Here is a 23876-nt window from a genome sequence, read left to right on the forward strand (position 1 = left end):
ATTCTTTACAGACTCAGCTAAATATTCACATTTCATAGAGATCCCTTCTTTTGATAGACATACCTCACAGCAAGGTAATCTCCACGTGTTCAGCCAAAAGCATTCCGTTTAATCCCGGCTTTGTTGAATAAATCAGAATTAGCCGACAGGATGACTCCCTCTGTTACACCTGTTATCGGCTTTGTTGAATAATTTAAGATACTGATTTATATAAGCATTATAAAATTTCAACGACTAATTTTTCCTCTCGGAATGCTTTTTATTGTGCTAACTATTTGATTTGTCGTTCTAACAAAATACATTCTCTGTAAATGCATTCTAACTAAAGAAGATGTAAATCAAACGGTTAAATTATTCAACAAAGCCCCTGTTATCCTATCCTGACGCTGTGTGGCATACCCAACAACGTCATACGGTTCAGCGCTTTGACCATCTCTATGGCTTCACCTACTTGAGCCTCATAGTCACGCAGGCTCAGATGGCCACCCAGCAAAGTTTTTATGCGGAACATCGCTGTTTCTGCCACTGAACGCCGGTGATAACCCACTTTCTTTTTCCACATATCATTACTCCCGCTCAGACGCTGATTCGCCACCGCATGGTTACGTTCATGGTACTTGTCCGGCCAGTATTTGGCTCCGCTTCGCGGCGGGATAAGGGGCCTGATTTTCTTTCTTAGCAACGCATCGTGGCAGTATAGCTAAACGACTTAATTTTGATTACATTATTTAAATGAGCTATTCAATTGATTTTAGACGTAAAGTGATATCTACACGGAAAAACGAAGGGTTGAGTATCCGAGAAACAGCGAAGCAATTTCGGATTGGCCCTGCCTCTGTATCGCGTTGGATTAATCAAATAGAGTCAAAAGCATCGACCACGCGTCAGCGAAAGATCGATAAATCCGAGTTGATAAAAGATGTTGAACAATATCCAGATGCTTACCAAAAAGAACGTGCAGAGCGTTTTGGCGTTTGTCAGAAGGCCATTTGGCAAGCGCTTAAAAAGCTGGGATTGACCTATAAAAAAAACTCTACGTCATCCGAAAGCCGACGAAAACGCCCGGCAGGGATTTCAACAAAAAAAACAACAGTATGAAAAAGAAGGTAAACCTATTGTTTTTATTGATGAAAGTGGTTTTTCACACGATGCCCCACGGACTCACGGCTATTCCCCAAAAGGTCAACGGTGTTTTGGCCTGAAGAACTGGGGAGCTAGGGGAAGAACAAATGTTATCGGCGCTTTATTAGGCACAACGCTGTTTGCTATCGGATTATTTGATATCAATATTAACAGCGATGTTTTCTATGCCTGGGTCACACAAGTCCTTATCCCAGTACTCCCTAAAAACAGTGTAATCATGATGGACAATGCCACTTTTCACAAAAAACATAATATTCAACAAGTCATCATCGATGCAGGGTATATGGGGCTTTGTTGAATAATTTAACCGTTTGATTTACATCTTCTTTAGTTAGAATGCATTTACAGAGAATGTATTTTGTTAGAACGACAAATCAAATAGTTAGCACAATAAAAAGCATTCCGAGAGGAAAAATTAGTCGTTGAAATTTTATAATGCTTATATAAATCAGTATCTTAAATTATTCAACAAAGCCGGTATATGGTGGAGTATTTGCCTACATATAGCCAAGCGACTTAATTTTGATTGCACCATATGGACTGAGAACAAACTCTCTGTATCGCAACCCATCTCTCTTTTTTTGCTTTTTGCTTTTTGCTTTTTGCTTTTTGCTTTTTGCTTGTGCCCATTTATGCTCAATTGGGTTAAGATCTGGCGAATATGTAGGCAAATACTCCACCATATACCCTGCATCGATGATGACTTGTTGAATATTATGTTTTTTGTGAAAAGTGGCATTGTCCATCATGATTACACTGTTTTTAGGGAGTACTGGGATAAGGACTTGTGTGACCCAGGCATAGAAAACATCGCTGTTAATATTGATATCAAATAATCCGATAGCAAACAGCGTTGTGCCTAATAAAGCGCCGATAACATTTGTTCTTCCCCTAGCTCCCCAGTTCTTCAGGCCAAAACACCGTTGACCTTTTGGGGAATAGCCGTGAGTCCGTGGGGCATCGTGTGAAAAACCACTTTCATCAATAAAAACAATAGGTTTACCTTCTTTTTCATACTGTTGTTTTTTTTGTTGAAATCCCTGCCGGGCGTTTTCGTCGGCTTTCGGATGACGTAGAGTTTTTTTTATAGGTCAATCCCAGCTTTTTAAGCGCTTGCCAAATGGCCTTCTGACAAACGCCAAAACGCTCTGCACGTTCTTTTTGGTAAGCATCTGGATATTGTTCAACATCTTTTATCAACTCGGATTTATCGATCTTTCGCTGACGCGTGGTCGATGCTTTTGACTCTATTTGATTAATCCAACGCGATACAGAGGCAGGGCCAATCCGAAATTGCTTCGCTGTTTCTCGGATACTCAACCCTTCGTTTTTCCGTGTAGATATCACTTTACGTCTAAAATCAATTGAATAGCTCATTTAAATAATGTAATCAAAATTAAGTCGTTTAGCTATATCAGCAACTTCCTCATCAGGGAAAACGTTACAGGTACAATGCCGAAAACCTCAAATCAGGCCCTATTCCCAACCGTGTTGGTATTGAGTATCGCCCAGCTCAAGCCGAGCTTAAACAAGAGCCTGGCCACTTCGAAATTGACACTATAGCCAACCGACTTAAAAATTATTACATCCTATGCCCTGATATGCGGCAAAGAAGCATAGCTGGCTGTTATCAAAATAATGTCGCTTGGCTATATTCGCCAGATCTTAACCCAATTGAGCATAAATGGGCACAAGCAAAAAGCAAAAAGCAAAAAAAGAGAGATGGGTTGCGATACAGAGAGTTTGTTCTCAGTCCATATGGTGTAATCAAAATTAAGTCGCTTGGCTATAACGGGCGTCATAAGCACCGTCTGCTGACACTTGCCTGATTTTTCGGTGGGTTTGGTTAATCAGGCCCGGCAGTGCCTGCGCATCTGTCGTTCCGCTGAGCGATAAGTCGGCACAGATAATCTCATGCGTCGCACTGTCTGCTGCCAGATGAAGCTTGCGCCACACTCTTCGTCTGTCAGCCCCATGCTGCCTGACTTTCCATTCACCTTCGCCAAAGACCTTCAGACCGGTACTGTCGATGACCAGATGCGAGATTTCACCACGCGTTGGCGTTTTTATGCTGATACTGACGGTTTTTGCCCGCCGACTGACCAGAGAGTAGTCCGGGCAGCGCAGTGGCAGGCTCATCAGTGTAAAAACCGAGTCGACAAAGCCCTGTAATGCCCGGAGCGACAGGTTAAACACGCGCTTTATCATCAAAACCGTGGTAACAGCCATATCGGTGTAGTAAAGCGGCCGACCACGACCTTGAGGCGAAGAACTGTCAGTCCATGCAGCGATGGCCGACTCATCAAGCCAGACCGTCAGGGAGCCGCGTTGTCTGAGTGCTTTGTTGTAGGTGGGCCAGTTGGTGATTTTAAACTTTTGCTTTGCCATGGGGAGCTGCTATCGGGAGCGATGATAGTGCTTTGATCCGGCGATCCCCTGAAAGTTCGATTTATTCAACAAAGCCTTTAATCCCCGTAACAACATGCTCTTAGCCTATGATATAGATTATCAAGAATTTTATTTGGCAATGGGGGAAACACATGTCAACTGTTTTCTGTAATAATACTGAAATCAACGTTTCAATCAGAAACCATTTAGAAAAAGAATTAGGCGAATATAACCGCATCAATTTTGCTTATGCGATAATGAGCAAAAAAGACCCAACCGACTTTGCAGTAATATCGAATAAGACAGCGTGGGCTTCATTCTATACTCGGCTTTGTTGAATAAATCGAACTTTCAGGGGATCGCCGGATCAAAGCACTATCATCGCTCCCGATAGCAGCTCCCCATGGCAAAGCAAAAGTTTAAAATCACCAACTGGCCCACCTACAACAAAGCACTCAGACAACGCGGCTCCCTGACGGTCTGGCTTGATGAGTCGGCCATCGCTGCATGGACTGACAGTTCTTCGCCTCAAGGTCGTGGTCGGCCGCTTTACTACACCGATATGGCTGTTACCACGGTTTTGATGATAAAGCGCGTGTTTAACCTGTCGCTCCGGGCATTACAGGGCTTTGTCGACTCGGTTTTTACACTGATGAGCCTGCCACTGCGCTGCCCGGACTACTCTCTGGTCAGTCGGCGGGCAAAAACCGTCAGTATCAGCATAAAAACGCCAACGCGTGGTGAAATCTCGCATCTGGTCATCGACAGTACCGGTCTGAAGGTCTTTGGCGAAGGTGAATGGAAAGTCAGGCAGCATGGGGCTGACAGACGAAGAGTGTGGCGCAAGCTTCATCTGGCAGCAGACAGTGCGACGCATGAGATTATCTGTGCCGACTTATCGCTCAGCGGAACGACAGATGCGCAGGCACTGCCGGGCCTGATTAACCAAACCCACCGAAAAATCAGGCAAGTGTCAGCAGACGGTGCTTATGACGCCCGTTACTGCCACGATGCGTTGCTAAGAAAGAAAATCAGGCCCCTTATCCCGCCGCGAAGCGGAGCCAAATACTGGCCGGACAAGTACCATGAACGTAACCATGCGGTGGCGAATCAGCGTCTGAGCGGGAGTAATGATATGTGGAAAAAGAAAGTGGGTTATCACCGGCGTTCAGTGGCAGAAACAGCGATGTTCCGCATAAAAACTTTGCTGGGTGGCCATCTGAGCCTGCGTGACTATGAGGCTCAAGTAGGTGAAGCCATAGCGATGGTCAAAGCGCTGAACCGTATGACGTTGTTGGGTATGCCACACAGCGTCAGGATAGGATAACAGGTGTAGCAGAGGGAGTCATCCTGTCGGCTAATTCTGATTTATTCAACAAAGCCCATTTGGATATCATTCTTATAATCCGTTATGGTGTTTTCCATAGTATTATCATGGTGCTTATGGCTTTGTTGAATAATTTAACCGTTTGATTTACATCTTCTTTAGTTAGAATGCATTTACAGAGAATGTATTTTGTTAGAACGACAAATCAAATAGTTAGCACAATAAAAAGCATTCCGAGAGGAAAAATTAGTCGTTGAAATTTTATAATGCTTATATAAATCAGTATCTTAAATTATTCAACAAAGCCATCCAAATGTTGTTATTGACGACGCATGATAAATTGATGGGTTTATATCATAAAGAAAACAACATGGACAGCGTCAATACGCTGCCCTGAACGAAGCAGCCTGGCGGCTGCAAATCGAAGTGTGGCAGAATAGCGATATTCTGAAACCCGCCAGCCGAAGGTTATCCCGTGTCACATTCCCCTGAGCATCAGCGCGTTCATACAAAAATGGTTAAGCAGATTTTCAAAACGGTGGTCCGACAGGGCAACCTCCCTTACCAGCAATTCCGCCTTTTCGTTGACAACGATCCTGACTGCACAGAGTGGTTCTGGACCACCTTCTACAGTGAATTCCCTGATTCTCCGTACCACTACGTTGCCTTCTGCCATACCTGTCGCCGGTTTGACCTGTACGAAACCGAAGCGGAGATGCTCTCCGATGACCCGCACGGATGATACCGGCATACAGCCCCGCCCCATGAAGACGCTAAGCGTGTTGCTTAATAGTGAAGTAAGGGTGTTTCGGTGATTGAAGTAAATTTTACGCTGTTCTGAGATGGAAATTCCAAAGACCGGCGCTAAGGAGTAAGAAGGTATCATCAATAAAGGGTCTACGATTCCGTAAAATTTGGGTCATGCAACCGAGGCGCTTGATACCCGCGATGGCGTGTTCAACTGTAATACGGATGCCCGAGATTATTTTATTTTCTTGTTTTTGTTCAGGCGATAAAGGTCTTTTTCGAGTTCCTTTTTTTGGGATTTGTGTATTAGGATGCTGTTTATCTATACCTTGAAAACCGGTATCTGCTCAGATGGTTACCTCAGGAGGAATATGGCGAATTATATCGACTTTATCGAGTAAGCGTTTATCGTGACGGCGCCCATTTTTGCTCATGGGGATAAATCCAATTTGCCTTGTTTCGTCAGTCATAATAAGCCCTTTTCGAGTGGTCTGTCTTTTCTTTCCCGAATACATTTTTTTTCGCCGACGCAGATTCTTAGGCTTTTGGACAGGTCGCTCTGTCCCATCAATAAAGACGTCTTTAACTCCAGGAAAGGCGCGAAAAAATTCCTCAGCAGAGCGAATTTGACGAGCGGGCAAAACACATTCTCGCCCCAAGGTCATCTCTAAAACCGGCAATAATATTTTTACCCAGCGACATACCCGTGTTCTATCTAAACCAAAAAGAAGTCCTTGCAAATCATAGGTCGGATAACATTTTAAATACAATAAAATAAAAAGCAGTTTATCTAATGGGGTTGGGATAAATACTTTCTGCCCTGCACCCATCTGTCGCTCGTGATCTTTTCGATTCTTTTTCCGATAAATCAAATAACAAGCTGAAAATTCAGCGGCTAAATTTTTCAATTCTTCGACTCATAATCCAATGATTGCTTTACATAAACGATTATCTCGTAACAACCGCTCTTTGTTGATCATTTCAAACCTTTATTCTCTAAGTTAAACCTCTTTTTATTCTCAATAGCCTGACAAAAAATGCAAGTCTCTATTCAGCAACTAGTTTGATGTTTCAGCGCAACAGGGCATGGGCTGACATCATGGAGGCATACCCGCTCCGGCCTGTAGAGATTGAGGTTGTCACAAAGATGCTGGCCTGCGGCACCCCACTGACGGGCAGCCGGGAATTTCGCTGCAGCAACCCCGACTGCACTCACCACCGTTATAGCCAACCGACTTAAAAATGATTACATCCTATGCCCTGATATGCGGCAAAGAAGCATAGCTGGCTGTTATCAAAATAATGTCGCTTGGCTATATCACCTGTGCAAACGTGGTGTTAAACGCTTTGACGATGCGTACAGCCGGAAAAGCGTTAGCAATCTCTTCCTCGGCTGACGTGCTGTGACCAAGCGTCAGGCTCATGTAATCAGCAGACAGCGGGTTAGTAATATCAATCACCACTTTGCCGCTGATATCCCCCAGCGAAGAGTGTAGTGGTTGAATAATCAGGACACTAAACTTACATCCAAAACGGAGGTGTTTAGTGAACCATAAACGACAATTTACCCCTGAGTTTAAAAAGGAAGCCGTTGCCCTGGTAACAGAGCAGGGCTATACGATAGCCAGGGCAGCAGCATCGCTGGGCATAAGCAACAAAACCCTGCATACATGGGTCTCGCTGGCACGCGAGCAGAGCAACGGCGTACTCAGCGATGATGAACGTGCAGAGTTAAAACGGTTACAAAAGGAAAACAAAGAGTTACGTACAGAGAAGGAGATATAGCTAAACGACTTAATTTTGATTACATTATTTAAATGAGCTATTCAATTGATTTTAGACGTAAAGTGATATCTACACGGAAAAACGAAGGGTTGAGTATCCGAGAAACAGCGAAGCAATTTCGGATTGGCCCTGCCTCTGTATCGCGTTGGATTAATCAAATAGAGGGCTTTGTTGAATAATTTAACCGTTTGATTTACATCTTCTTTAGTTAGAATGCATTTACAGAGAATGTATTTTGTTAGAACGACAAATCAAATAGTTAGCACAATAAAAAGCATTCCGAGAGGAAAAATTAGTCGTTGAAATTTTATAATGCTTATATAAATCAGTATCTTAAATTATTCAACAAAGCCCAAATAGAGTCAAAAGCATCGACCACGCGTCAGCGAAAGATCGATAAATCCGAGTTGATAAAAGATGTTGAACAATATCCAGATGCTTACCAAAAAGAACGTGCAGAGCGTTTTGGCGTTTGTCAGAAGGCCATTTGGCAAGCGCTTAAAAAGCTGGGATTGACCTATAAAAAAACTCTACGTCATCCGAAAGCCGACGAAAACGCCCGGCAGGGATTTCAACAAAAAAAACAACAGTATGAAAAAGAAGGTAAACCTATTGTTTTTATTGATGAAAGTGGTTTTTCACACGATACCCCACGGACTCACGGCTATTCCCCAAAAGGTCAACGGTGTTTTGGCCTGAAGAACTGGGGAGCTAGGGGAAGAACAAATGTTATCGGCGCTTTATTAGGCACAACGCTGTTTGCTATCGGATTATTTGATATCAATATTAACAGCGATGTTTTCTATGCCTGGGCCACACAAGTCCTTATCCCAGTACTCCCTAAAAACAGTGTAATCATGATGGACAATGCCACTTTTCACAAAAAACATAATATTCAACAAGTCATCATCGATGCAGGGTATATGGTGGAGTATTTGCCTACATATTCGCCAGATCTTAACCCAATTGAGCATAAATGGGCACAAGCAAAAAGCAAAAAAAGAGAGATGGGTTGCGATACAGAGAGTTTGTTCTCAGTCCATATGGTGTAATCAAAATTAAGTCGCTTGGCTATAACAGATATTTCGGCTAATACGCCCCCGGTGGCATTGCCAGTAAGCTGGGAAGCACGATCATGGTATGAGTTGCCACTCTAGGAGTTGATGACAAGGATGACTATATGATCCCATCAACCAATGTCCGCATCACCTAATTGCGCTTGTTGATGGGTGACGCTGGCGTGTCGTACTGTGCCAGGTTGTGACGTGATGTGCCGTGCTGTGGCGTAAAAATGCGGTGTGAATGTGATTTGTCACGCCTAAGGAAGGGAGTCGGCAAGTCGAAATGGACGGTAACTTATTGATAAAAGTGTCGTGTATGTCGTGCTTTGTTGTATTTTGTCGCCTGTTTTTTGAGCGAAAAAACCAGGCAATGCATTGATATTTTTGGCTTTTATGTGATTTAACTCAACTGCTCCGCCAGCAGCGGCGGCAACGCAGTGGAGAATGGCGAATTCGACATAGCAACTCCCTGAGAATCCCGGCGCGCCGGGGAACAATAATACGTTACACGCTGGCGCTGCTTAACCAGTACGGCGTTTGATCCACTGCCTGGCGGCGCGCACTTTCCAGCACGCTGTCCACGCCCGAAGCAGGAAGGTGTTTGATAGCGTGCTCTACTGCACGCCACTGCGCGATAAAGGACTCGACGGCGGCTTCTGGATAGGCGCTGGAGAGCAGCAGGAACGCATTGATGTTACGTTTCAAACGCGCCAACTGTTGTTGATAGTGATCCGCATCAAGCGGGTGACTGAACACGGAGCGCAATTCCGCCATGGCGCGATCCAGCATCACGCCGCAAAAACGTTTATAAGAACCCATTAGGCGCATACGGCTTTTGTTATCCATATGTTCACGCCAGGTGCTGTTAACCAACCATGAGGTGAGCACTAACTTACTGTTAAGATAGTTGGCGTCATAGCACACCTTCTCAGCGTCAGTTTCACGTTCCACCTGCTCTTCCAGATGAGTGAGTGCCGCGCGGAACAGCGTGGTCACTTTGCGCGGCACCACACCGCCCACCAGCACCAGCATTTCACGCATCAATGCACTGGCTTCCAACATTTGCAACCGTGCCTTGCGTTCACCGCGCGCGCACAGTTCTTCATGATATTGCCAGTGGGCCAGCGCATGCTCCAGCGCCGCACCTATCGCCTGATCGATGGTGCTTTTGGCAGGCAACATCAGCATACGCAGCGCCCGACATTCGCGCGGTACCGCACCTTGAGCCAGATGATAACCTCGGGCTGCTTTGCTCAGGCTGCCCTGGCGCATTCCGCCCCACTCCGCCAGTTCTTGCGACAGTGCCAGCAAATCATCGGTTTGCCCGGCTTTCAGTTCCATTTCCAATTCCAGAATAGGCTCGCTCAATTCACCGGCAGCAACCTCTCCCTGATCGAAAGCAATTTCAATCAAGCTTTGGTGATAAGCGATAACCCATTGTTCACGCTGAAAATGAGTGCTAAACAGCGGATGTAGCGCCTGCGCAAGCGCGTCGACATCGCACTCTGGCTGCCAGACGTCTGCGGGTAGCAAGCGGATATCCAGGTTGGCATTCGCCAGCGGCACATTGTATTCAGGATGCTGATGCAACCCACCGATCACCGTACCTGCGGTTTTCAGCGTCATTTCGTGCTGGCCGTTCTCACCGCGCACACGCAGCCCCATGCCACGTTGGCGCAGGGTGTTATCTGCCGTTTCATAGTAGGTATTGCTAAGCAGTCGCCCTTCCAGATGCTCGCTGTGGCTGTAGTCTGTTTGCCAGGCAGTCAGTTTGCGCGGCAGCGTAGCGGCCATGTCTGGGTGCACAATAAACTTCAGTTCGATCTCTTCACTCATCATCATTTCAATCTAAAAAAGCATGACCCGGCGGGTCGGATGCTGACAGCCATTCATCAGCGACGAAAAATAGGGATGTTTGCTATATTACACCACCTTACCCCTAACATCTGCGGTAGAAAAACACCGACCGGGTGACAATGACAGGTCACGCGGCGCGGGTAATAGGATTGTTCTCATTTCGGTTTACCCATTGCCTCGTCAGACTTATGCCTCTACTATCACCCAACCATTCGCGCAACATGATGAAATTAGGCCTCGTTTGTTTCACCTTTGTCAGCCTCACACTGAGTTGGGCGAGTCATGCAGAAGATAAACGCTACATCTCCGATGAGCTGTCGACCTATATTCATACCGGCCCTGGTACCCAATATCGAATCATTGGCACGCTCAATGCGGGTGAGGAAGTCACCGTACTCAGCGTGAATGAAAATGCCGGCTATGCCCAAATTCGCGATAGCAAAGATCGCACCAGTTGGTTGCCGCTCAATCAACTGAGCCAAACGCCAAGCCTGCGCCTGCGCGTGCCGGAACTGGAAAAGCAGGTTTCCGATCTCACCGCGCGATTAGGCAATATCGATCAGGAATGGAACCAGCGTACCGCCGATATGCAGCAAAAAGTGTCTGCCAGCGACAATATCATCACCGCGCTGCGTAACGAAAATCAGGATTTAAAAAATCAGCTGATTGTCGCGCAAAAGAAGGTCGATGCAGCCAATGTGCAACTGGATGACAAGCAACGGGAAATCATTTTGCAATGGTTCCTGTACGGCGGTGGCGTGGCGGGAATCGGCTTGCTGATCGGTTTGCTGCTACCGCACCTGATCCCCAGCAGAAAGAAAAACGATCGCTGGATGCGCTGAAGCGTAAGCCACATCACGCATCACATTGGCCTGCAGCATAGATTGCGGCAGGCCGATAGGTATGTAACTATTAACCTTATGTTAACGTAGTATTCCCACCATCCTCGGCGCAGGCAGAGGATCTCTTGCCAAAGGCATGCATTTGACCGGTAAGCGATCCCCGTCGACGCAGGAATGGCTGGATGAGTAAAGAATGTCAGTCATCTTTGACGGCCTGGAGTTTGTATTGAAGAGTTATCTGGTTGGCGGCGCAGTGCGGGACTCCTTACTCGATCTCCCGGTGTCAGAGCGTGACTGGGTAGTGGTGGGGGCCACGCCGGGACAGATGTTAGCGCTTGGCTACCAGCAGGTCGGGCGGGATTTCCCCGTATTTTTGCACCCGGAAAGCAAAGAAGAGTATGCGCTAGCGCGTACTGAACGCAAATCCGGAAACGGCTACACCGGCTTTATTTGCCATGCGGCACCCGATGTTACGCTGGAAGCGGATCTGCTGCGGCGCGATCTGACCATCAACGCCATCGCCCAAACCGCAGAGGGTGAGCTGGTTGATCCCTACCACGGTCGGTACGATTTGCAACAGCGTTTGCTGCGCCACGTGTCTCCGGCCTTTCAGGAAGATCCGCTGCGCGTGCTGCGCGTGGCGCGCTTTGCCGCGCATTTTGCCCATCTCGGTTTTCACATCGCGGAGGAAACGCTGGCGCTGATGCAATTTATGACGCGCGAGGGCGAGTTGGCTTTTCTGACACCCGAACGGGTGTGGAAAGAGACGGAAAAGGCGCTGGCAACCCGCTCGCCTCACGTCTATTTTCAGGTACTGCGCGACTGCGGTGCGCTGGCGGTGCTGTTTCCTGAAATCGACAATCTGTACGGCGTACCCGCCCCGGCACAGTGGCACCCAGAAATCGACAGCGGCGTTCACACGCTGATGACACTGATGATTGCCGCTCGCCTCACCCCCGAGATTGATGTGCGTTTTGCAACGCTGTGCCACGATGTGGGAAAAGCGCTGACGACGCCGGCGCTCTGGCCTCGCCACCACGGACACGGCCCGGCAGGGGTGAAACTGGTGGAGCAACTTTGCCAGCGCTTGCGCGTGCCTAATGCGCTGCGCGACCTGGCTAAGCTGGTGGCGGAATATCATGACCTGGCGCATACCGTAACGGTTTTGCAGCCCAAAACGTTGATGAAACTGTTTGATGCGCTGGACGTATGGCGCAAGCCGGAACGACTGGAGAAGTTGGTGCTCACCAGTGAAGCGGATGCCCGTGGCCGCACCGGTTTTGAGGAATCGCCCTATCCGCAAGGCGACTACCTGCGCGAGGCATTTACCGTTGCCAGTGCGGTCACCAGTAGCGCCGTCGTCGCCGACGGTTTTCAGGGTATTGGCGTGCGCGATGAGCTGCACCAGCGACGTATTGCTGCGATCACCGCGTGGAAAGCGCAGAAAATTCCCGCTTCAACCCCGTAAACCGCTTATTTAGTACTACAAACCGCAATATAGTTAAGCTGGTGCCGGTAGCGGCGGAAAGTGCGAAACAGCTGAAGGAAGGTTGCGCGGTTTTCCGCCTTCAACGCATTGCGCACAATCTTTGCCGCGCCGCCCCAGCCTTCATCGTAAATCATGCCAGACGGCGTCATCAACGTCATTGCCCCCTGGGCGTTCTCCACCTGGCTGAAACCACTGTCAAGAAACAGGCTGCGCCATCCCGCCAGCGTTAACGGCTGAACGTTGACGTTGATGGCCGCGCGCATCTGCGCCGTGACGTCATCCGATGCCTGCGGCAATATAGCCAAGCGACTTAATTTTGATTACACCATATGGACTGAGAACAAACTCTCTGTATCGCAACCCATCTCTCTTTTTTTGCTTTTTGCTTGTGCCCATTTATGCTCAATTGGGTTAAGATCTGGCGAATATGTAGGCAAATATAGCCAACCGACTTAAAAATGATTACAGCCGATGCCCTGATATATGGCAAAGAAGCATAGCTGGCTGTTATCAAAATAATGTCGCTTAGCTATACTCCACCATATACCCTGCATCGATGATGACTTGTTGAATATTATGTTTTTTGTGAAAAGTGGCATTGTCCATCATGATTACACTGTTTTTAGGGAGTACTGGGATAAGGACTTGTGTGACCCAGGCATAGAAAACATCGCTGTTAATATTGATATCAAATAATCCGATAGCAAACAGCGTTGTGCCTAATAAAGCGCCGATAACATTTGTTCTTCCCCTAGCTCCCCAGTTCTTCAGGCCAAAACACCGTTGACCTTTTGGGGAATAGCCGTGAGTCCGTGGGGCATCGTGTGAAAAACCACTTTCATCAATAAAAACAATAGGTTTACCTTCTTTTTCATACTGTTGTTTTTTTTGTTGAAATCCCTGCCGGGCGTTTTCGTCGGCTTTCGGATGACGTAGAGTTTTTTTTATAGGTCAATCCCAGCTTTTTAAGCGCTTGCCAAATGGCCTTCTGACAAACGCCAAAACGCTCTGCACGTTCTTTTTGGTAAGCATCTGGATATTGTTCAACATCTTTTATCAACTCGGATTTATCGATCTTTCGCTGACGCGTGGTCGATGCTTTTGACTCTATTTGATTAATCCAACGCGATACAGAGGCAGGGCCAATCCGAAATTGCTTCGCTGTTTCTCGGATACTCAACCCTTCGTTTTTCCGTGTAGATATCACTTTACGTCTAAAATCAATTGAATAGCTCATTTAAATAATGTAATCAAAATTAAGTCGTTTAGCTATACCTACCAGGAAGCCGCGAAAGCCATGAACGTCAGTCTTTCAGCGATTAGCCGGTGGGTAAGAGCCCTTCGTTTAGAACGTCAAGGGAAAACATCGCCTGGTCTGCCATTAACACCTGAACAAATTGAGTTCAGAGAAATGAAGAAAAAAATCCACCGACTGGAAATGGAGAATGCCATCTTAAAAAAGGCTACTGCGCTCTTAATGTCCGACTCACTGAAAAATTCTCGGTAGTTGAAAAGCTAAGAGCGCTTTATCCAGTGAAAGCGTTGTGTCGTATTTTTAATGTTCACCGAAGCAGTTTGCACTGGTCAAGTAAATCAGGACACTTTTTTCTCAGCCATTTGTTCATAACGCACCGGAGACAGATCCCCGTTAGCGGCATGATGCCTGTGTAGGTTGTAGTAGCGGATATACGTCGCCACATCCTGCTCCATGTAAGCCCGTGTTGGCTGGGGTACCAGCAGCAACCATTCATGTTTCAGACTGCCCCAGAAGCGCTCCATCACCGCATTATCCCAGCAGGCACCCACGTCTCCCATACTGCTCCTCAGCCTGTAGCTGCTCAGCAGCGCCTGAAAGCGTTGTCCCGTGTACTGCGCCCCCCTGTCCGTATGCACCACCAGGCCCGGCGGGGGAGTTCGCAGGTTATATGCCTGCATCAGGGCCCCGCAGACCAGCGATGAGGTCATCCGTCTGTCCACCTGCCAGCCCACTATCTGCCGGGAGTACAAATCCATAATAGCCGCCAGATACAGCCAGCCTTCACCGGTCTTCAGATACGTGATGTCACTCGCCCACACCTGATTTGGCCCCGGCGGGTTAAAATTCTGGTTCAGCAGGTTTGGGGCCACCTCTGCACCCGGGCGGGGTTTTGTCGTGACCTTATAAGTCCGGCGCTGTCGGCAGACCAGCCCCTCTTCCTGCATGAGTTTCCTCACCCGCCAGCGGCTGATTATGATGCCTTCTCCACGAAGCCTTTTGACCAGCGTCCGGCTTCCTGCTCCCTGCCTGCTGGCGGCGAACAGCGCCTTTAACCTGACCCGGACCTCCACGTCTTTTTGCAGCGGTTCGGCGGGCTTTTTTCGCCATGCATACCAGGCAGAGGCCGTCACACGCATGACCCGACAGAGTGTACGAACGCTGAAGTCAGTGGCATTGTCGAGAATGAACCGGTATCTCACGACATATGTTTCGCGAAGAAGGCACTCGCCTTTTTTAGTATCTCCTTCTCTGTACGTAACTCTTTGTTTTCCTTTTGTAACCGTTTTAACTCTGCACGTTCATCATCGCTGAGTACGCCGTTGCTCTGCTCGCGTGCCAGCGAGACCCATGTATGCAGGGTTTTGTTGCTTATGCCCAGCGATGCTGCTGCCCTGGCTATCGTATAGCCCTGCTCTGTTACCAGGGCAACGGCTTCCTTTTTAAACTCAGGGGTAAATTGTCGTTTATGGTTCACTAAACACCTCCGTTTTGGATGTAAGTTTAGTGTCCTGATTATTCAACCACTACAGCCATTACACCAGTCGTGAGTATAGGCAGGCATTGTGGCGTTATCAGATGACACAAAGTATGAGTCGCAGAGGAAATTGTTGGGATAATAGTCCGATGGAGCGATTCTTCCGTAGTCTGAAGACTGAATGGGTGCCAACGACTGGCTACCAAAGCTTTAGTACTGCTCAATCATCCATTATTCGCTACATAACCCATTATTATAGCGATGTCAGACCTCACTGGTATAACGGTGGGTTAACACCAAATGAATCAGAACGGCTGTTCCATCAACAGTCAGGTAGGGTGGCCAAATTTAGTTGACCACTACAGTCAATGTCGGTAAGGATGAAGTCGGGCCTGGTCTGCGATGCCCTGCAGATGGCCCTGAGCCGACGGGGTTCCCCAGAGGGCGTCATCGTCCACTCGGATCGTGGCAGTCAGTACTGTTCTGATGATTATCAGAAGTTAATTAAAATCAGTAAATTAACATGTAGCATGAGTGGGAAAAGCAACTGTTATGATAACGCGTGTGCTGAAAGTTTTTTTCACAGCCTGAAGGTGGAGCTGATCCACGGCGAACACTTTCCCAAAACAAAGCACATGTATTTTGCATGCAGCCTCATTGTCATGAAAATATAATCTTATCAGCATCTTAAATGGATTCATCCAGTATTCGGATTATTCTGTATTCAAATGAGCTATATTTGATATATGTTTAATCTAACAGTATCGGATGCACCATTAATATATATTTCGCATTCATTCGGTGCACGTTAACTGTTAATACACACTCACTTTTTGAGTGATCTATATAAAGATAGTAAGGATATCAAATTATGAATTTGAAAAAATTACTTTTTTCTTCCGTGTGTGCACTTGCAATTATTATGTCATCATCCGTAGCTGTAGTTGCAACAGCTCATGAAGTTCCCGGAGGAGGTAATCCTATAGGTAATAAATAATCCTTTATATATTATATTGTTAATAAATAAATGCATAATAAATAGCTGTTCAGAATAGTAGATCATTTGATAACTATAGTTTATTATTTTTCTGCTATTCACTATCACTCCTGAGCTTTGATATAAAAAGCTTTTGGGGCTGCAAGCTGGTTATCCCTTATGCCACAAGGCTTGTAGGTTGTAGCGGTATTACATCAGCTATTTATGACATATTAGCTATTTAGCTATACGAGTCCGCTGTTTGCAGCCTCCAACTCCGCAAGCAGGATGTCATTGAATTTTTCCAGTGCCTTATCGTTGTAGCGTAAAGCCTCAACCTGCTTGTTGCTATAGCGCGAGGCTTTGTTGAATAAATCAGAGTTAGCTACTGGCTGGATGGCCCCACAGGGGTTGCCGTTATGCGATGCGGATGCTGTCCGGCATGCCCAACAGCGTCATGCGTTTCAGCGCCTTAACCATCGCCATGGCTTCTCCGACCTGTGCGTCATAGTCCCGCAGCTTCAGGTGCGCGCCCAACAGGGTTTTGAGGCGGAACATCGCCGTTTCTGCCACTGAACGCCGGTGATAACCCACTTTCTTTTTCCAGGCGTCATTACCCCCGCTCAGATGCTGATTCGCCACGGCGTGGTTACGCTCATGGTACCTGTCTGGCCAGTATTGTGCCCCGCTTCGCGGAGGAATGAGCGGCCTGATTTTTTTTCTCAGCAACGCATCGTGGCAGTAACGGGCGTCATAAGCCCCGTCCGCAGAGGCTTCCCTGATTTTCCGGTGGATCTGGTTTATCAGCCCCGGCAGTGCCTGCGCATCTGTCGTTCCACTGAGCGAGAACAGGGCAGCCTGACGGCTGCAAATTGAAAACCCGCCGCCTGCCTGACTCTGAGTTGCCATAGCCTGATTTTAATATGTATGATCTGACAACATATTTTGCTCAGAGCCTTCCTGTCATGATGACCCGTAAAAGTATCGATACTGTCCTCTTCTCCGTTGCCGCTGATAAGCTGTCTCAGCGTGAACGGGACTGGATTAAGCTGATGAAACCCATAGACCCGCCACCGGCGATGGTTGCCAGCGCCATACCGGAGCACCGCCACGGTATAGCCAAGCGACTTAATTTTGATTACACCATATGGACTGAGAACAAACTCTCTGTATCGCAACCCATCTCTCTTTTTTTGCTTTTTGCTTGTGCCCATTTATGCTCAATTGGGTTAAGATCTGGCGAATATGTAGGCAAATACTCCACCATATACCCTGCATCGATGATGACTTGTTGAATATTATGTTTTTTGTGAAAAGTGGCATTGTCCATCATGATTACACTGTTTTTAGGGAGTACTGGGATAAGGACTTGTGTGACCCAGGCATAGAAAACATCGCTGTTAATATTGATATCAAATAATCCGATAGCAAACAGCGTTGTGCCTAATAAAGCGCCGATAACATTTGTTCTTCCCCTAGCTCCCCAGTTCTTCAGGCCAAAACACCGTTGACCTTTTGGGGAATAGCCGTGAGTCCGTGGGGTATCGTGTGAAAAACCACTTTCATCAATAAAAACAATAGGTTTACCTTCTTTTTCATACTGTTGTTTTTTTTGTTGAAATCCCTGCCGGGCGTTTTCGTCGGCTTTCGGATGACGTAGAGTTTTTTTTATAGGTCAATCCCAGCTTTTTAAGCGCTTGCCAAATGGCCTTCTGACAAACGCCAAAACGCTCTGCACGTTCTTTTTGGTAAGCATCTGGATATTGTTCAACATCTTTTATCAACTCGGATTTATCGATCTTTCGCTGACGCGTGGTCGATGCTTTTGACTCTATTTGATTAATCCAACGCGATACAGAGGCAGGGCCAATCCGAAATTGCTTCGCTGTTTCTCGGATACTCAACCCTTCGTTTTTCCGTGTAGATATCACTTTACGTCTAAAATCAATTGAATAGCTCATTTAAATAATGTAATCAAAATTAAGTCGTTTAGCTATAATATTGATATCAAATAATCCGATAGCAAACAGCGTTGTGCCTAATAAAGCGCCGATAACATTTGTTCTTCCCCTAGCTCCCCAGTTCTTCAGGCCAAAACACCGTTGACCTTTTGGGGAATAGCCGTGAGTCCGTGGGGCATCGTGTGAAAAACCACTTTCATCAATAAAAACAATAGGTTTACCTTCTTTTTCATACTGTTGTTTTTATTGATGAAAGTGGTTTTTCACACGATGCCCCACGGACTCACGGCTATTCCCCAAAAGGTCAACGGTGTTTTGGCCTGAAGAACTGGGGAGCTAGGGGAAGAACAAATGTTATCGGCGCTTTATTAGGCACAACGCTGTTTGCTATCGGATTATTTGATATCAATATTAACAGCGATGTTTTCTATGCCTGGGTCACACAAGTCCTTATCCCAGTACTCCCTAAAAACAGTGTAATCATGATGGACAATGCCACTTTTCACAAAAAACATAATATTCAACAAGTCATCATCGATGCAGGGTATATGGTGGAGTATTTGCCTACATATTCGCCAGATCTTAACCCAATTGAGCATAAATGGGCACAAGCAAAAAGCAAAAAAAGAGAGATGGGTTGCGATACAGAGAGTTTGTTCTCAGTCCATATGGTGTAATCAAAATTAAGTCGCTTGGCTATACTGTCCGCTGGTGGAACAGGGTGAACTCCAGGCGTTTCGTCACACCTATAGCCAACCGACTTAAAAATGATTACATCCTATGCCCTGATATGCGGCAAAGAAGCATAGCTGGCTGTTATCAAAATAATGTCGCTTGGCTATATCAGGGGGATGACAAGGTCTTCGGTCAGTTTGAACGCGGCGAATGGGTAGCACTCGCCGCCGTGTTCATGGAGCACGGCCGCTTCCCGATGAACATTCGGGCACTCAGCGCAGGACAAGCGATGTTGATACCACGGGAGACTCTGCACCAGTTTTGTCTGCAACGCGCGACGCTGGCGCTGCAACTGCTGGGCAACCTCAGTCAAAAGCTGTACGCCACCATCAACCAGATCGACTGGCTCACCTCCAGTTCGGCGGGGTAACGGCTGGCGGATTACCTGCTGCGCCTACACCGCTCCCAGCAAGACATCCAGCCAAACGCGCAGGTTCGTCTACCGCTCAATCGCGGACAGTTGGCCACACAGTTGGGTATTCGCCCAGAGACCTTGAGCCGCCTGATGGCGGAGTGGCAGCGGCAGGGTTACATCACCTGCCGTGCCAGTTACATCACGTTATGCAATCTGGACTACCTGCGCGCGCTAGCCGCGCAGGCACAGCGTCCCTTCTAAGTTAGAAGAACACCAGATAGACGACGCCCGCCACGAAGAAGCGGTAAATCGCGAACGGGACAAACGAAATGCGTTTGATCAGTTTCAGGAAGGTTTTGATAGCGACCAGCGCGACCAGAAACGCGGTGATAAAGCCCACGGCGAACATCGGTACATCGGCCAGCGACAGGAAATGCCAGCTTTTATACAGATCCAGCACCGTCGCGCCCATCATCATCGGCACCGCCAAGATAAAGGAGAACTCAGAGGCAGCGTAGCGGCTGACGCCCATCAGCATCCCGCCGGAAATGGTCGCGCCCGAACGGGAGAACCCCGGCCACAGCGCCAGACATTGAAAACAGCCAATCATAAATGCCTGGCGATAAGTGATATCATCCAGCCCGTTGGCACGCGGCGTCTTTGGCTTCAGCCACTCTGCGGCCAGCAGCAGGAAACCGCCAACAATCAGAGCAAACATCACATTCTGCGGTGTAAACAGTGATTTGATGGTGCTGTGAAACACCAGCCCCAACACCACCGCCGGGATCATCGCCAGCAGAATATGCCCCAGCTTCAGACGATCTTTACCGCGCCCCTCATGAGGAACAGCGCCAAAGTGGATACCGATCAGCCCAAACATACGACGCCAAAACATCACAACGACCGCCAAAATAGAGCCCAGTTGGATAATGACTTCAAAGGCTTTCGCCTTCTCATCATCAAACCCCAACCAACTGCCAACGATAATCATGTGCCCCGTCGATGACACGGGCAAAAACTCCGTCAACCCTTCAACAACCCCAAGAATAAATGCCACCACCAACGTGTGGAGATCTGCCATGCTCGCGCCCTGCCTTTCCGAACCGAAAAAAAAGAAGCACCCATAAAAAAAGTGGCTACGCTGTCCGCGTGCGCCACTTTAAACACCACTACAATAGACTAAAAAACGGGGTGTTAGTTTCACTGACAAAAAAGATTCATAAAAAAATTCGGTTACCGGGTGCCACGCTCAATCACAACGCCCACCTGACGCGCCTGCGCTACCGCACCCGGCTTGCTCACTTTGATACGCAGCCAGGGGATGGCAAAGCGCTGCATCAGCAATTGCGCCACCTCTTCCGCCACACGCTCGACCAGCGCAAACGGCTGATTGGAGACATGGGCAATCACAGCGTCGCTGACATCGGCATAGCTGAGGCAGTCGTTGACATCGTCGCTTGCGGCGGCCTTACGGTTATCCCAGCCCATTTCGATATCGAGCACCAGCTTTTGCGAAATAGTTTGTTCCCAGTCGTAAACGCCGATAGTGGCAATCACGGTAAGTTCTTCTATAAATACAATATCCATCACGTCGTTCTCTGATTTTGGCGCTGGTTGGTATCACTTCCGCCGGAATATGCGTATTATCCACGGATGGCAACTGTAAAACGACCTTTATTCAACGGAACCGCGTTATGAGTGCTACCGCGCTTGGCATGATAATTTTCGCGTATCTGTGCGGCTCCATCTCCAGTGCTATTCTGGTGTGCCGCATCGCGGATCTGCCCGATACACGTCAGCATGGCTCAGGAAACCCCGGCGCGACTAACGTATTGCGTATCGGAGGCAAAGCCGCCGCCGCTACGGTGTTGGTGTTTGACGTGCTAAAAGGCATGTTACCGGTCTGGGGCGCTTACGCGCTCGGCGTTACAACGCTTTATCTTGGTATTACCGCGATTGCCGCCTGTTTGGGCCATATCTACCCAGTATTTTTCCGTTTTCGCGGCGGGAAAGGCGTGGCAACCGCGTTTGGTGCTATCGCGCCTGTCGGCTGGGATCTGACCGGTGTCATGACCGTCACCTGGCTGCTTAACGTACTGCTGAGCGGCTATTCCTCCCTCGGGGCCATTGTAAGCGCACTGATTGCACCCTTTTATGTGTGGTGGTTCAAACCGCAATTTACCTTTCCGATGGCCATGCTCTCTTGCCTGATCCTGATGCGGCATCACGACAATATTCAACGTCTGTGGCGCGGACAGGAAAGCAAGATTTGGAAGCGCCGTAGCAAAGAAGAAACCCCGCCGAACGATGACGCTGACTAAACGCCACTGAGAGTGAAAAACCACAGCACTTTACCAATGGGTTGGCTATAATGGCCGCCACTCCATTTCTGACGTTAGAAAAAAGGAAACAGACATGAGTTTGATCAACGTCCCGGCGGGCAAATCACTGCCGGATGATATCTATGTAGTTATTGAGATCCCGGCCAACGCTGACCCCATCAAGTACGAAGTCGATAAAGAAACTGGCGCCCTGTTTGTAGACCGTTTCATGGCAACGGCGATGTTCTACCCGTGCAACTACGGCTACATCAACAACACGTTGTCTCTGGACGGTGACCCGGTTGACGTACTGGTACCGACGCCGTATCCGCTGCAACCCGGTTCAGTGATCCGCTGCCGTCCGGTTGGCGTACTGAAAATGACTGACGAATCCGGTGAAGATGCCAAAGTGGTTGCCGTGCCGCACACCAAACTGAGCAAAGAATACGATCACATCAAGGATGTGAACGATCTGCCGGAACTGCTGCGTGGCCAAATCGCCCACTTCTTCGAGCAATACAAAGCGCTGGAAAAAGGCAAATGGGTGAAAGTTGAAGGTTGGGAAAACGTGGAAGCGGCTAAAGCCGAGATCGTTGCCTCCTTTGAACGCGCGAAAAAATAAGCGTGTAGCGCACTGCGCAACCTATGTTACGGCGAGGATTTCCTCGCCGTTTTCTTTTCCGCGCGCGGTTAAAGATCTCGCTGCCGTTCGCGGCTCCAGTAAGCCATAAACGTGATGATATCGCGTGGCACCTGACGTTCACAGGATAAGTAACGCCGCAGGTTTTTCACCACCGAAGACTCCGCAGCCACCCAGCCAAAGAATTGGCCGTGCGTCTGACTGGCAGACTCCCACAGCAACTCACCTTCTGCCACTTCATGCAATTCGGTGGCTTCTGCTTGCGCGCGTATCTCCGGCAAACGCACATACGCTCGCACGCTATGCAACAGCCGTTCACCGTAAGAGGCACCCTGCGGCTTACGCGGTAGCCAGTGTACCTCGGCAAAGGCAAACGCGCTCATATCCACGCAGTCGGCTTCCAGCGGCACTTCGATAAACGCCTGCACCTGCACGAGGTTCGACTGCTGCGCCAGCCGTTCCAGAATGCCCTTGATAGCAGGCAGCGCAGTTTCATCACCAATTAACAACGCATGGGTCATTTCCGCTTGCGGCAGCCACTCATAGCCGCCGCTATCGCCTTCATAATCACCGACGCACGGCGCAACAATGCGCAATGCTTCCCCCGGTTGCGCCTGCATTGCCCAGGCAGACGCTGGCCCTTCAGTGCCATGAACCACAAACTCTACCGCCATTTCACCGTTAGCCACATCCACATCGCGCAGGGTGTAGGAGCGCATCACCGGCCGCTGCGCCTTGGGCAGCGCCAGCCACTGGCGATACCACTCATCACTGTCAGGCAATTCGGGGAAAACGCCATCGGCGGGAGGAAGCAGCAGCTTGATGCGTTGATCCTGTGCGTCCATTTTCATCTGACGTACCGACTCACCGGAGAACACACAGCGCATCAGGGAAGGCGTCAGGTAAGTTTTATGCGCCAGCACAACGTTAAAAATGCGGTATTTCTGTTTTTCTGCCATGACCTTTCTCATCTAATCCCGCAGGGGCAGCCAGAATGGCCCCACATCGGGCCCAAAGGGGCGTTCACCTTAGCATTCGTGATTGATAATGAGAAACATTATTGTTAATAAAAAGATAACAGAACGGTGTGGTAAAGGTGGGGGCAAGGAAAAGAGAGATGAATCGTAACCGACACCGCGCCGGTTACGCTTTTATTTACAAACTACCCAGTATCATTAATGCTCGCGCGTCAGCCAATCGCCATCGTCTATACGCGGCAACCCTGTTACCGAGTGTTGATACAGATAGATCCACGCACTCCCGAGCGGGGTGCTGATTAACTCGCGCTTGTATTCGTGGCCATCACGCTTTAGCGCATCGAGTTCTGTCAGGATAGATGAGCTTATGCGATAAACTTCGCAAAGAATTTCCCCTTCCCCGACTACCACCGCAGGATAATGGCCAAGGTCATACATCTCGTAACCACCGAGCTGACAATCCCCTAGCCACTGTGCGTTCGTCATCCAGTGACTGTTTCCCTGTTTGCGTCGTAAACTGCCATAAACAATAATTCGCAT

General features: G+C 48.2%; 31 protein-coding genes and 8 pseudogenes. 20 read left to right on the forward strand and 19 right to left on the reverse strand.

Translation table 11 applies throughout. The features are described 5' to 3' along the window. Positions 1–370: 370 nt before the first annotated feature. Positions 371–697, reverse strand: a pseudogene (locus tag ACQGXV_RS04135) (transposase); the annotation flags it as partial. A 35-nt stretch (positions 698–732) separates the two neighbouring features. Here ACQGXV_RS04135 and ACQGXV_RS04140 point away from each other — a divergent pair. Both ACQGXV_RS04140 and ACQGXV_RS04145 read left to right on the forward strand, forming a co-directional pair. Continuing rightward, entirely contained in the window at positions 733–1098 is a 366-nt protein-coding gene (locus tag ACQGXV_RS04140) for an IS630 transposase-related protein (RefSeq protein ID WP_440862584.1), read from the forward strand. A gap of 25 nt (positions 1099–1123) precedes the next feature. Further along, positions 1124–1441, forward strand: a complete 318-nt coding sequence (locus tag ACQGXV_RS04145; RefSeq protein WP_440867225.1) for a transposase — start codon at positions 1124–1126, stop codon at positions 1439–1441. Between the two features lie 199 nt (positions 1442–1640). Here ACQGXV_RS04145 and ACQGXV_RS04150 read toward each other — a convergent pair whose 3' ends face one another. Both ACQGXV_RS04150 and ACQGXV_RS04155 read right to left on the reverse strand, forming a co-directional pair. After that, positions 1641–2231: an IS630 family transposase gene (locus ACQGXV_RS04150; protein ID WP_440867226.1), complete on the reverse strand. Its 591-nt coding sequence runs from the start codon at positions 2229–2231 to the stop codon at positions 1641–1643. Further along, entirely contained in the window at positions 2155–2520 is a 366-nt protein-coding gene (locus ACQGXV_RS04155; RefSeq protein WP_440862584.1) for an IS630 transposase-related protein, read from the reverse strand. The genes ACQGXV_RS04150 and ACQGXV_RS04155 overlap by 77 nt, the downstream gene beginning before the upstream one ends. A gap of 224 nt (positions 2521–2744) precedes the next feature. Here ACQGXV_RS04155 and ACQGXV_RS04160 point away from each other — a divergent pair, with 224 nt between their 5' ends. After that, entirely contained in the window at positions 2745–2972 is a 228-nt protein-coding gene (locus tag ACQGXV_RS04160; protein ID WP_440864955.1) for a hypothetical protein, read from the forward strand. Here the strand turns inward: ACQGXV_RS04160 and ACQGXV_RS04165 are convergent. Beyond that, positions 2932–3531 (reverse strand): annotated as a pseudogene (locus tag ACQGXV_RS04165) (IS5 family transposase); the annotation flags it as partial. The gene ACQGXV_RS04160 and the pseudogene ACQGXV_RS04165 sit on opposite strands and share 41 nt — an antisense overlap. A 403-nt stretch (positions 3532–3934) precedes the next feature. On the opposite strand from ACQGXV_RS04165, the gene ACQGXV_RS04170 reads away from it, so the two are divergent. Together ACQGXV_RS04170 and ACQGXV_RS04175 are read left to right on the forward strand one after the other, a co-directional pair. Beyond that, positions 3935–4858, forward strand: a complete 924-nt coding sequence (locus ACQGXV_RS04170; protein WP_440864956.1) for an IS5 family transposase — start codon at positions 3935–3937, stop codon at positions 4856–4858. Between the two features lie 475 nt (positions 4859–5333). Beyond that, the gene (locus tag ACQGXV_RS04175; protein ID WP_440864957.1) at positions 5334–5600 is read left to right on the forward strand and encodes a hypothetical protein; all 267 of its coding nucleotides are present in this window, start codon (positions 5334–5336) and stop codon (positions 5598–5600) included. An 85-nt stretch (positions 5601–5685) separates the two neighbouring features. Here the strand turns inward: ACQGXV_RS04175 and ACQGXV_RS04180 are convergent. After that, a pseudogene (locus ACQGXV_RS04180) lies at positions 5686–6435 on the reverse strand (transposase family protein). Positions 6436–6870: 435 nt separating this feature from the next. Between ACQGXV_RS04180 and ACQGXV_RS04185 the strand changes: the two are divergent. The 4 genes from ACQGXV_RS04185 (at position 6871) to ACQGXV_RS04200 (ending at position 8442) form a co-directional block, all read left to right on the forward strand. After that, on the forward strand, positions 6871–7002 hold the full coding sequence (locus tag ACQGXV_RS04185; protein WP_440864734.1) for a hypothetical protein: 132 nt from the start codon (positions 6871–6873) through the stop codon (positions 7000–7002). A 148-nt stretch (positions 7003–7150) separates the two neighbouring features. Beyond that, on the forward strand, positions 7151–7390 hold the full coding sequence (locus ACQGXV_RS04190; protein WP_440864735.1) for a transposase: 240 nt from the start codon (positions 7151–7153) through the stop codon (positions 7388–7390). Between the two features lie 32 nt (positions 7391–7422). Then, positions 7423–7569, forward strand: coding sequence for a helix-turn-helix domain-containing protein (locus ACQGXV_RS04195; protein WP_440864191.1), 147 nt, complete (start codon positions 7423–7425; stop codon positions 7567–7569). 120 nt (positions 7570–7689) lie between these two features. Continuing rightward, the gene (locus ACQGXV_RS04200; RefSeq protein WP_440864958.1) at positions 7690–8442 is read left to right on the forward strand and encodes an IS630 family transposase; all 753 of its coding nucleotides are present in this window, start codon (positions 7690–7692) and stop codon (positions 8440–8442) included. Positions 8443–8955: 513 nt separating this feature from the next. Here the strand turns inward: ACQGXV_RS04200 and ACQGXV_RS04205 are convergent. Next, the gene (locus ACQGXV_RS04205) at positions 8956–10287 is read right to left on the reverse strand and encodes a CYTH domain-containing protein (protein ID WP_440867228.1); all 1332 of its coding nucleotides are present in this window, start codon (positions 10285–10287) and stop codon (positions 8956–8958) included. A 242-nt stretch (positions 10288–10529) separates the two neighbouring features. On the opposite strand from ACQGXV_RS04205, the gene ACQGXV_RS04210 reads away from it, so the two are divergent. Together ACQGXV_RS04210 and ACQGXV_RS04215 are read left to right on the forward strand one after the other, a co-directional pair. Next, positions 10530–11150, forward strand: coding sequence for a TIGR04211 family SH3 domain-containing protein (locus ACQGXV_RS04210; RefSeq protein WP_440864959.1), 621 nt, complete (start codon positions 10530–10532; stop codon positions 11148–11150). Between the two features lie 226 nt (positions 11151–11376). Further along, positions 11377–12618 carry a multifunctional CCA addition/repair protein gene (locus ACQGXV_RS04215; RefSeq protein ID WP_440867230.1) on the forward strand — a complete coding sequence of 414 codons (1242 nt, stop codon included), beginning with the start codon at positions 11377–11379 and terminating at the stop codon, positions 12616–12618. Positions 12619–12623: 5 nt separating this feature from the next. On the opposite strand, the gene ACQGXV_RS04220 is transcribed toward ACQGXV_RS04215, so the two are convergent. The 4 genes from ACQGXV_RS04220 to ACQGXV_RS04235 form a co-directional block, all read right to left on the reverse strand. After that, positions 12624–12944: a hypothetical protein gene (locus ACQGXV_RS04220; RefSeq protein ID WP_440864960.1), complete on the reverse strand. Its 321-nt coding sequence runs from the start codon at positions 12942–12944 to the stop codon at positions 12624–12626. 15 nt (positions 12945–12959) lie between these two features. Next, a complete protein-coding gene (locus tag ACQGXV_RS04225; RefSeq protein WP_440863482.1) occupies positions 12960–13076 on the reverse strand; it encodes a hypothetical protein in 117 nt (38 codons plus the stop codon). A gap of 88 nt (positions 13077–13164) precedes the next feature. Next, positions 13165–13587 carry a transposase gene (locus ACQGXV_RS04230; protein WP_440867231.1) on the reverse strand — a complete coding sequence of 141 codons (423 nt, stop codon included), beginning with the start codon at positions 13585–13587 and terminating at the stop codon, positions 13165–13167. Next, complete coding sequence (locus ACQGXV_RS04235; protein WP_440862584.1) at positions 13511–13876, reverse strand: IS630 transposase-related protein; 366 nt, start codon at positions 13874–13876, stop codon at positions 13511–13513. Before ACQGXV_RS04235 ends, ACQGXV_RS04230 begins: the two co-directional genes overlap by 77 nt. A 30-nt stretch (positions 13877–13906) precedes the next feature. Between ACQGXV_RS04235 and ACQGXV_RS04240 the strand changes: the two are divergent. Next, a pseudogene (locus tag ACQGXV_RS04240) lies at positions 13907–14232 on the forward strand (IS3 family transposase); the annotation flags it as partial. On the opposite strand, the gene ACQGXV_RS04245 reads toward ACQGXV_RS04240, so the two are convergent. Continuing rightward, positions 14233–15371 (reverse strand): IS3 family transposase gene (locus ACQGXV_RS04245; RefSeq protein WP_440862953.1). Its coding sequence is split into 2 segments (ribosomal slippage): positions 14233–15134 and positions 15134–15371, totalling 1140 coding nucleotides; the frame shifts between segments, so codons are not numbered across the junction. A 53-nt stretch (positions 15372–15424) separates the two neighbouring features. On the opposite strand from ACQGXV_RS04245, the pseudogene ACQGXV_RS04250 reads away from it, so the two are divergent. Together ACQGXV_RS04250 and ACQGXV_RS04255 are read left to right on the forward strand one after the other, a co-directional pair. Beyond that, positions 15425–15727 (forward strand): annotated as a pseudogene (locus ACQGXV_RS04250) (integrase core domain-containing protein); the annotation flags it as partial. A 9-nt stretch (positions 15728–15736) separates the two neighbouring features. After that, positions 15737–15991 (forward strand): annotated as a pseudogene (locus ACQGXV_RS04255) (DDE-type integrase/transposase/recombinase); the annotation flags it as partial. A gap of 773 nt (positions 15992–16764) precedes the next feature. Here the strand turns inward: ACQGXV_RS04255 and ACQGXV_RS04260 are convergent. Further along, a pseudogene (locus ACQGXV_RS04260) lies at positions 16765–17193 on the reverse strand (transposase); the annotation flags it as partial. 119 nt (positions 17194–17312) lie between these two features. Here ACQGXV_RS04260 and ACQGXV_RS04265 point away from each other — a divergent pair. Further along, positions 17313–17456, forward strand: a pseudogene (locus ACQGXV_RS04265) (hypothetical protein); the annotation flags it as partial. A gap of 29 nt (positions 17457–17485) precedes the next feature. On the opposite strand, the gene ACQGXV_RS04270 reads toward ACQGXV_RS04265, so the two are convergent. From ACQGXV_RS04270 to ACQGXV_RS04280, 3 genes are read right to left on the reverse strand one after another with little or no spacing between them, the layout of a single operon-like run. Continuing rightward, entirely contained in the window at positions 17486–18019 is a 534-nt protein-coding gene (locus ACQGXV_RS04270; protein ID WP_440867179.1) for an IS630 family transposase, read from the reverse strand. Further along, complete coding sequence (locus tag ACQGXV_RS04275) at positions 17943–18308, reverse strand: IS630 transposase-related protein (RefSeq protein WP_440862584.1); 366 nt, start codon at positions 18306–18308, stop codon at positions 17943–17945. Before ACQGXV_RS04275 ends, ACQGXV_RS04270 begins: the two co-directional genes overlap by 77 nt. Continuing rightward, positions 18309–18521, reverse strand: a complete 213-nt coding sequence (locus ACQGXV_RS04280; RefSeq protein ID WP_440867232.1) for a transposase — start codon at positions 18519–18521, stop codon at positions 18309–18311. It abuts the gene before it with no gap. Positions 18522–18553: 32 nt separating this feature from the next. On the opposite strand from ACQGXV_RS04280, the gene ACQGXV_RS04285 reads away from it, so the two are divergent. From ACQGXV_RS04285 to ACQGXV_RS04295, 3 genes are read left to right on the forward strand one after another with little or no spacing between them, the layout of a single operon-like run. Next, positions 18554–18985, forward strand: a complete 432-nt coding sequence (locus ACQGXV_RS04285; RefSeq protein ID WP_440867233.1) for an IS630 family transposase — start codon at positions 18554–18556, stop codon at positions 18983–18985. Then, positions 18946–19413: a Crp/Fnr family transcriptional regulator gene (locus ACQGXV_RS04290; RefSeq protein WP_440864961.1), complete on the forward strand. Its 468-nt coding sequence runs from the start codon at positions 18946–18948 to the stop codon at positions 19411–19413. Before ACQGXV_RS04285 ends, ACQGXV_RS04290 begins: the two co-directional genes overlap by 40 nt. A gap of 45 nt (positions 19414–19458) precedes the next feature. Next, complete coding sequence (locus ACQGXV_RS04295) at positions 19459–19659, forward strand: Crp/Fnr family transcriptional regulator (RefSeq protein ID WP_440867235.1); 201 nt, start codon at positions 19459–19461, stop codon at positions 19657–19659. Between the two features lies 1 nt (position 19660). Here the strand turns inward: ACQGXV_RS04295 and bacA are convergent, their stop codons facing one another. After that, complete coding sequence (bacA, locus tag ACQGXV_RS04300) at positions 19661–20479, reverse strand: undecaprenyl-diphosphate phosphatase (protein WP_440864962.1); 819 nt, start codon at positions 20477–20479, stop codon at positions 19661–19663. Between the two features lie 152 nt (positions 20480–20631). Then, positions 20632–20985: a bifunctional dihydroneopterin aldolase/7,8-dihydroneopterin epimerase gene (gene folB / locus ACQGXV_RS04305; RefSeq protein WP_440867237.1), complete on the reverse strand. Its 354-nt coding sequence runs from the start codon at positions 20983–20985 to the stop codon at positions 20632–20634. A gap of 107 nt (positions 20986–21092) precedes the next feature. On the opposite strand from folB, the gene plsY reads away from it, so the two are divergent. Together plsY and ppa are read left to right on the forward strand one after the other, a co-directional pair. Continuing rightward, complete coding sequence (plsY, locus tag ACQGXV_RS04310) at positions 21093–21719, forward strand: glycerol-3-phosphate 1-O-acyltransferase PlsY (protein ID WP_440864963.1); 627 nt, start codon at positions 21093–21095, stop codon at positions 21717–21719. A gap of 94 nt (positions 21720–21813) precedes the next feature. Then, complete coding sequence (gene ppa / locus ACQGXV_RS04315) at positions 21814–22341, forward strand: inorganic diphosphatase (protein ID WP_440864964.1); 528 nt, start codon at positions 21814–21816, stop codon at positions 22339–22341. Positions 22342–22409: 68 nt separating this feature from the next. On the opposite strand, the gene ACQGXV_RS04320 is transcribed toward ppa, so the two are convergent. Together ACQGXV_RS04320 and ACQGXV_RS04325 are read right to left on the reverse strand one after the other, a co-directional pair. Beyond that, entirely contained in the window at positions 22410–23318 is a 909-nt protein-coding gene (locus ACQGXV_RS04320; RefSeq protein ID WP_440864965.1) for a siderophore-interacting protein, read from the reverse strand. Positions 23319–23534: 216 nt separating this feature from the next. After that, positions 23535–23876 carry a gamma-glutamylcyclotransferase family protein gene (locus tag ACQGXV_RS04325; RefSeq protein WP_440864966.1) on the reverse strand — a complete coding sequence of 114 codons (342 nt, stop codon included), beginning with the start codon at positions 23874–23876 and terminating at the stop codon, positions 23535–23537.

This window comes from Symbiopectobacterium purcellii (genome assembly GCF_052050035.1).
GTDB classification, from domain to species: domain Bacteria; phylum Pseudomonadota; class Gammaproteobacteria; order Enterobacterales; family Enterobacteriaceae; genus Symbiopectobacterium; species Symbiopectobacterium purcellii_A.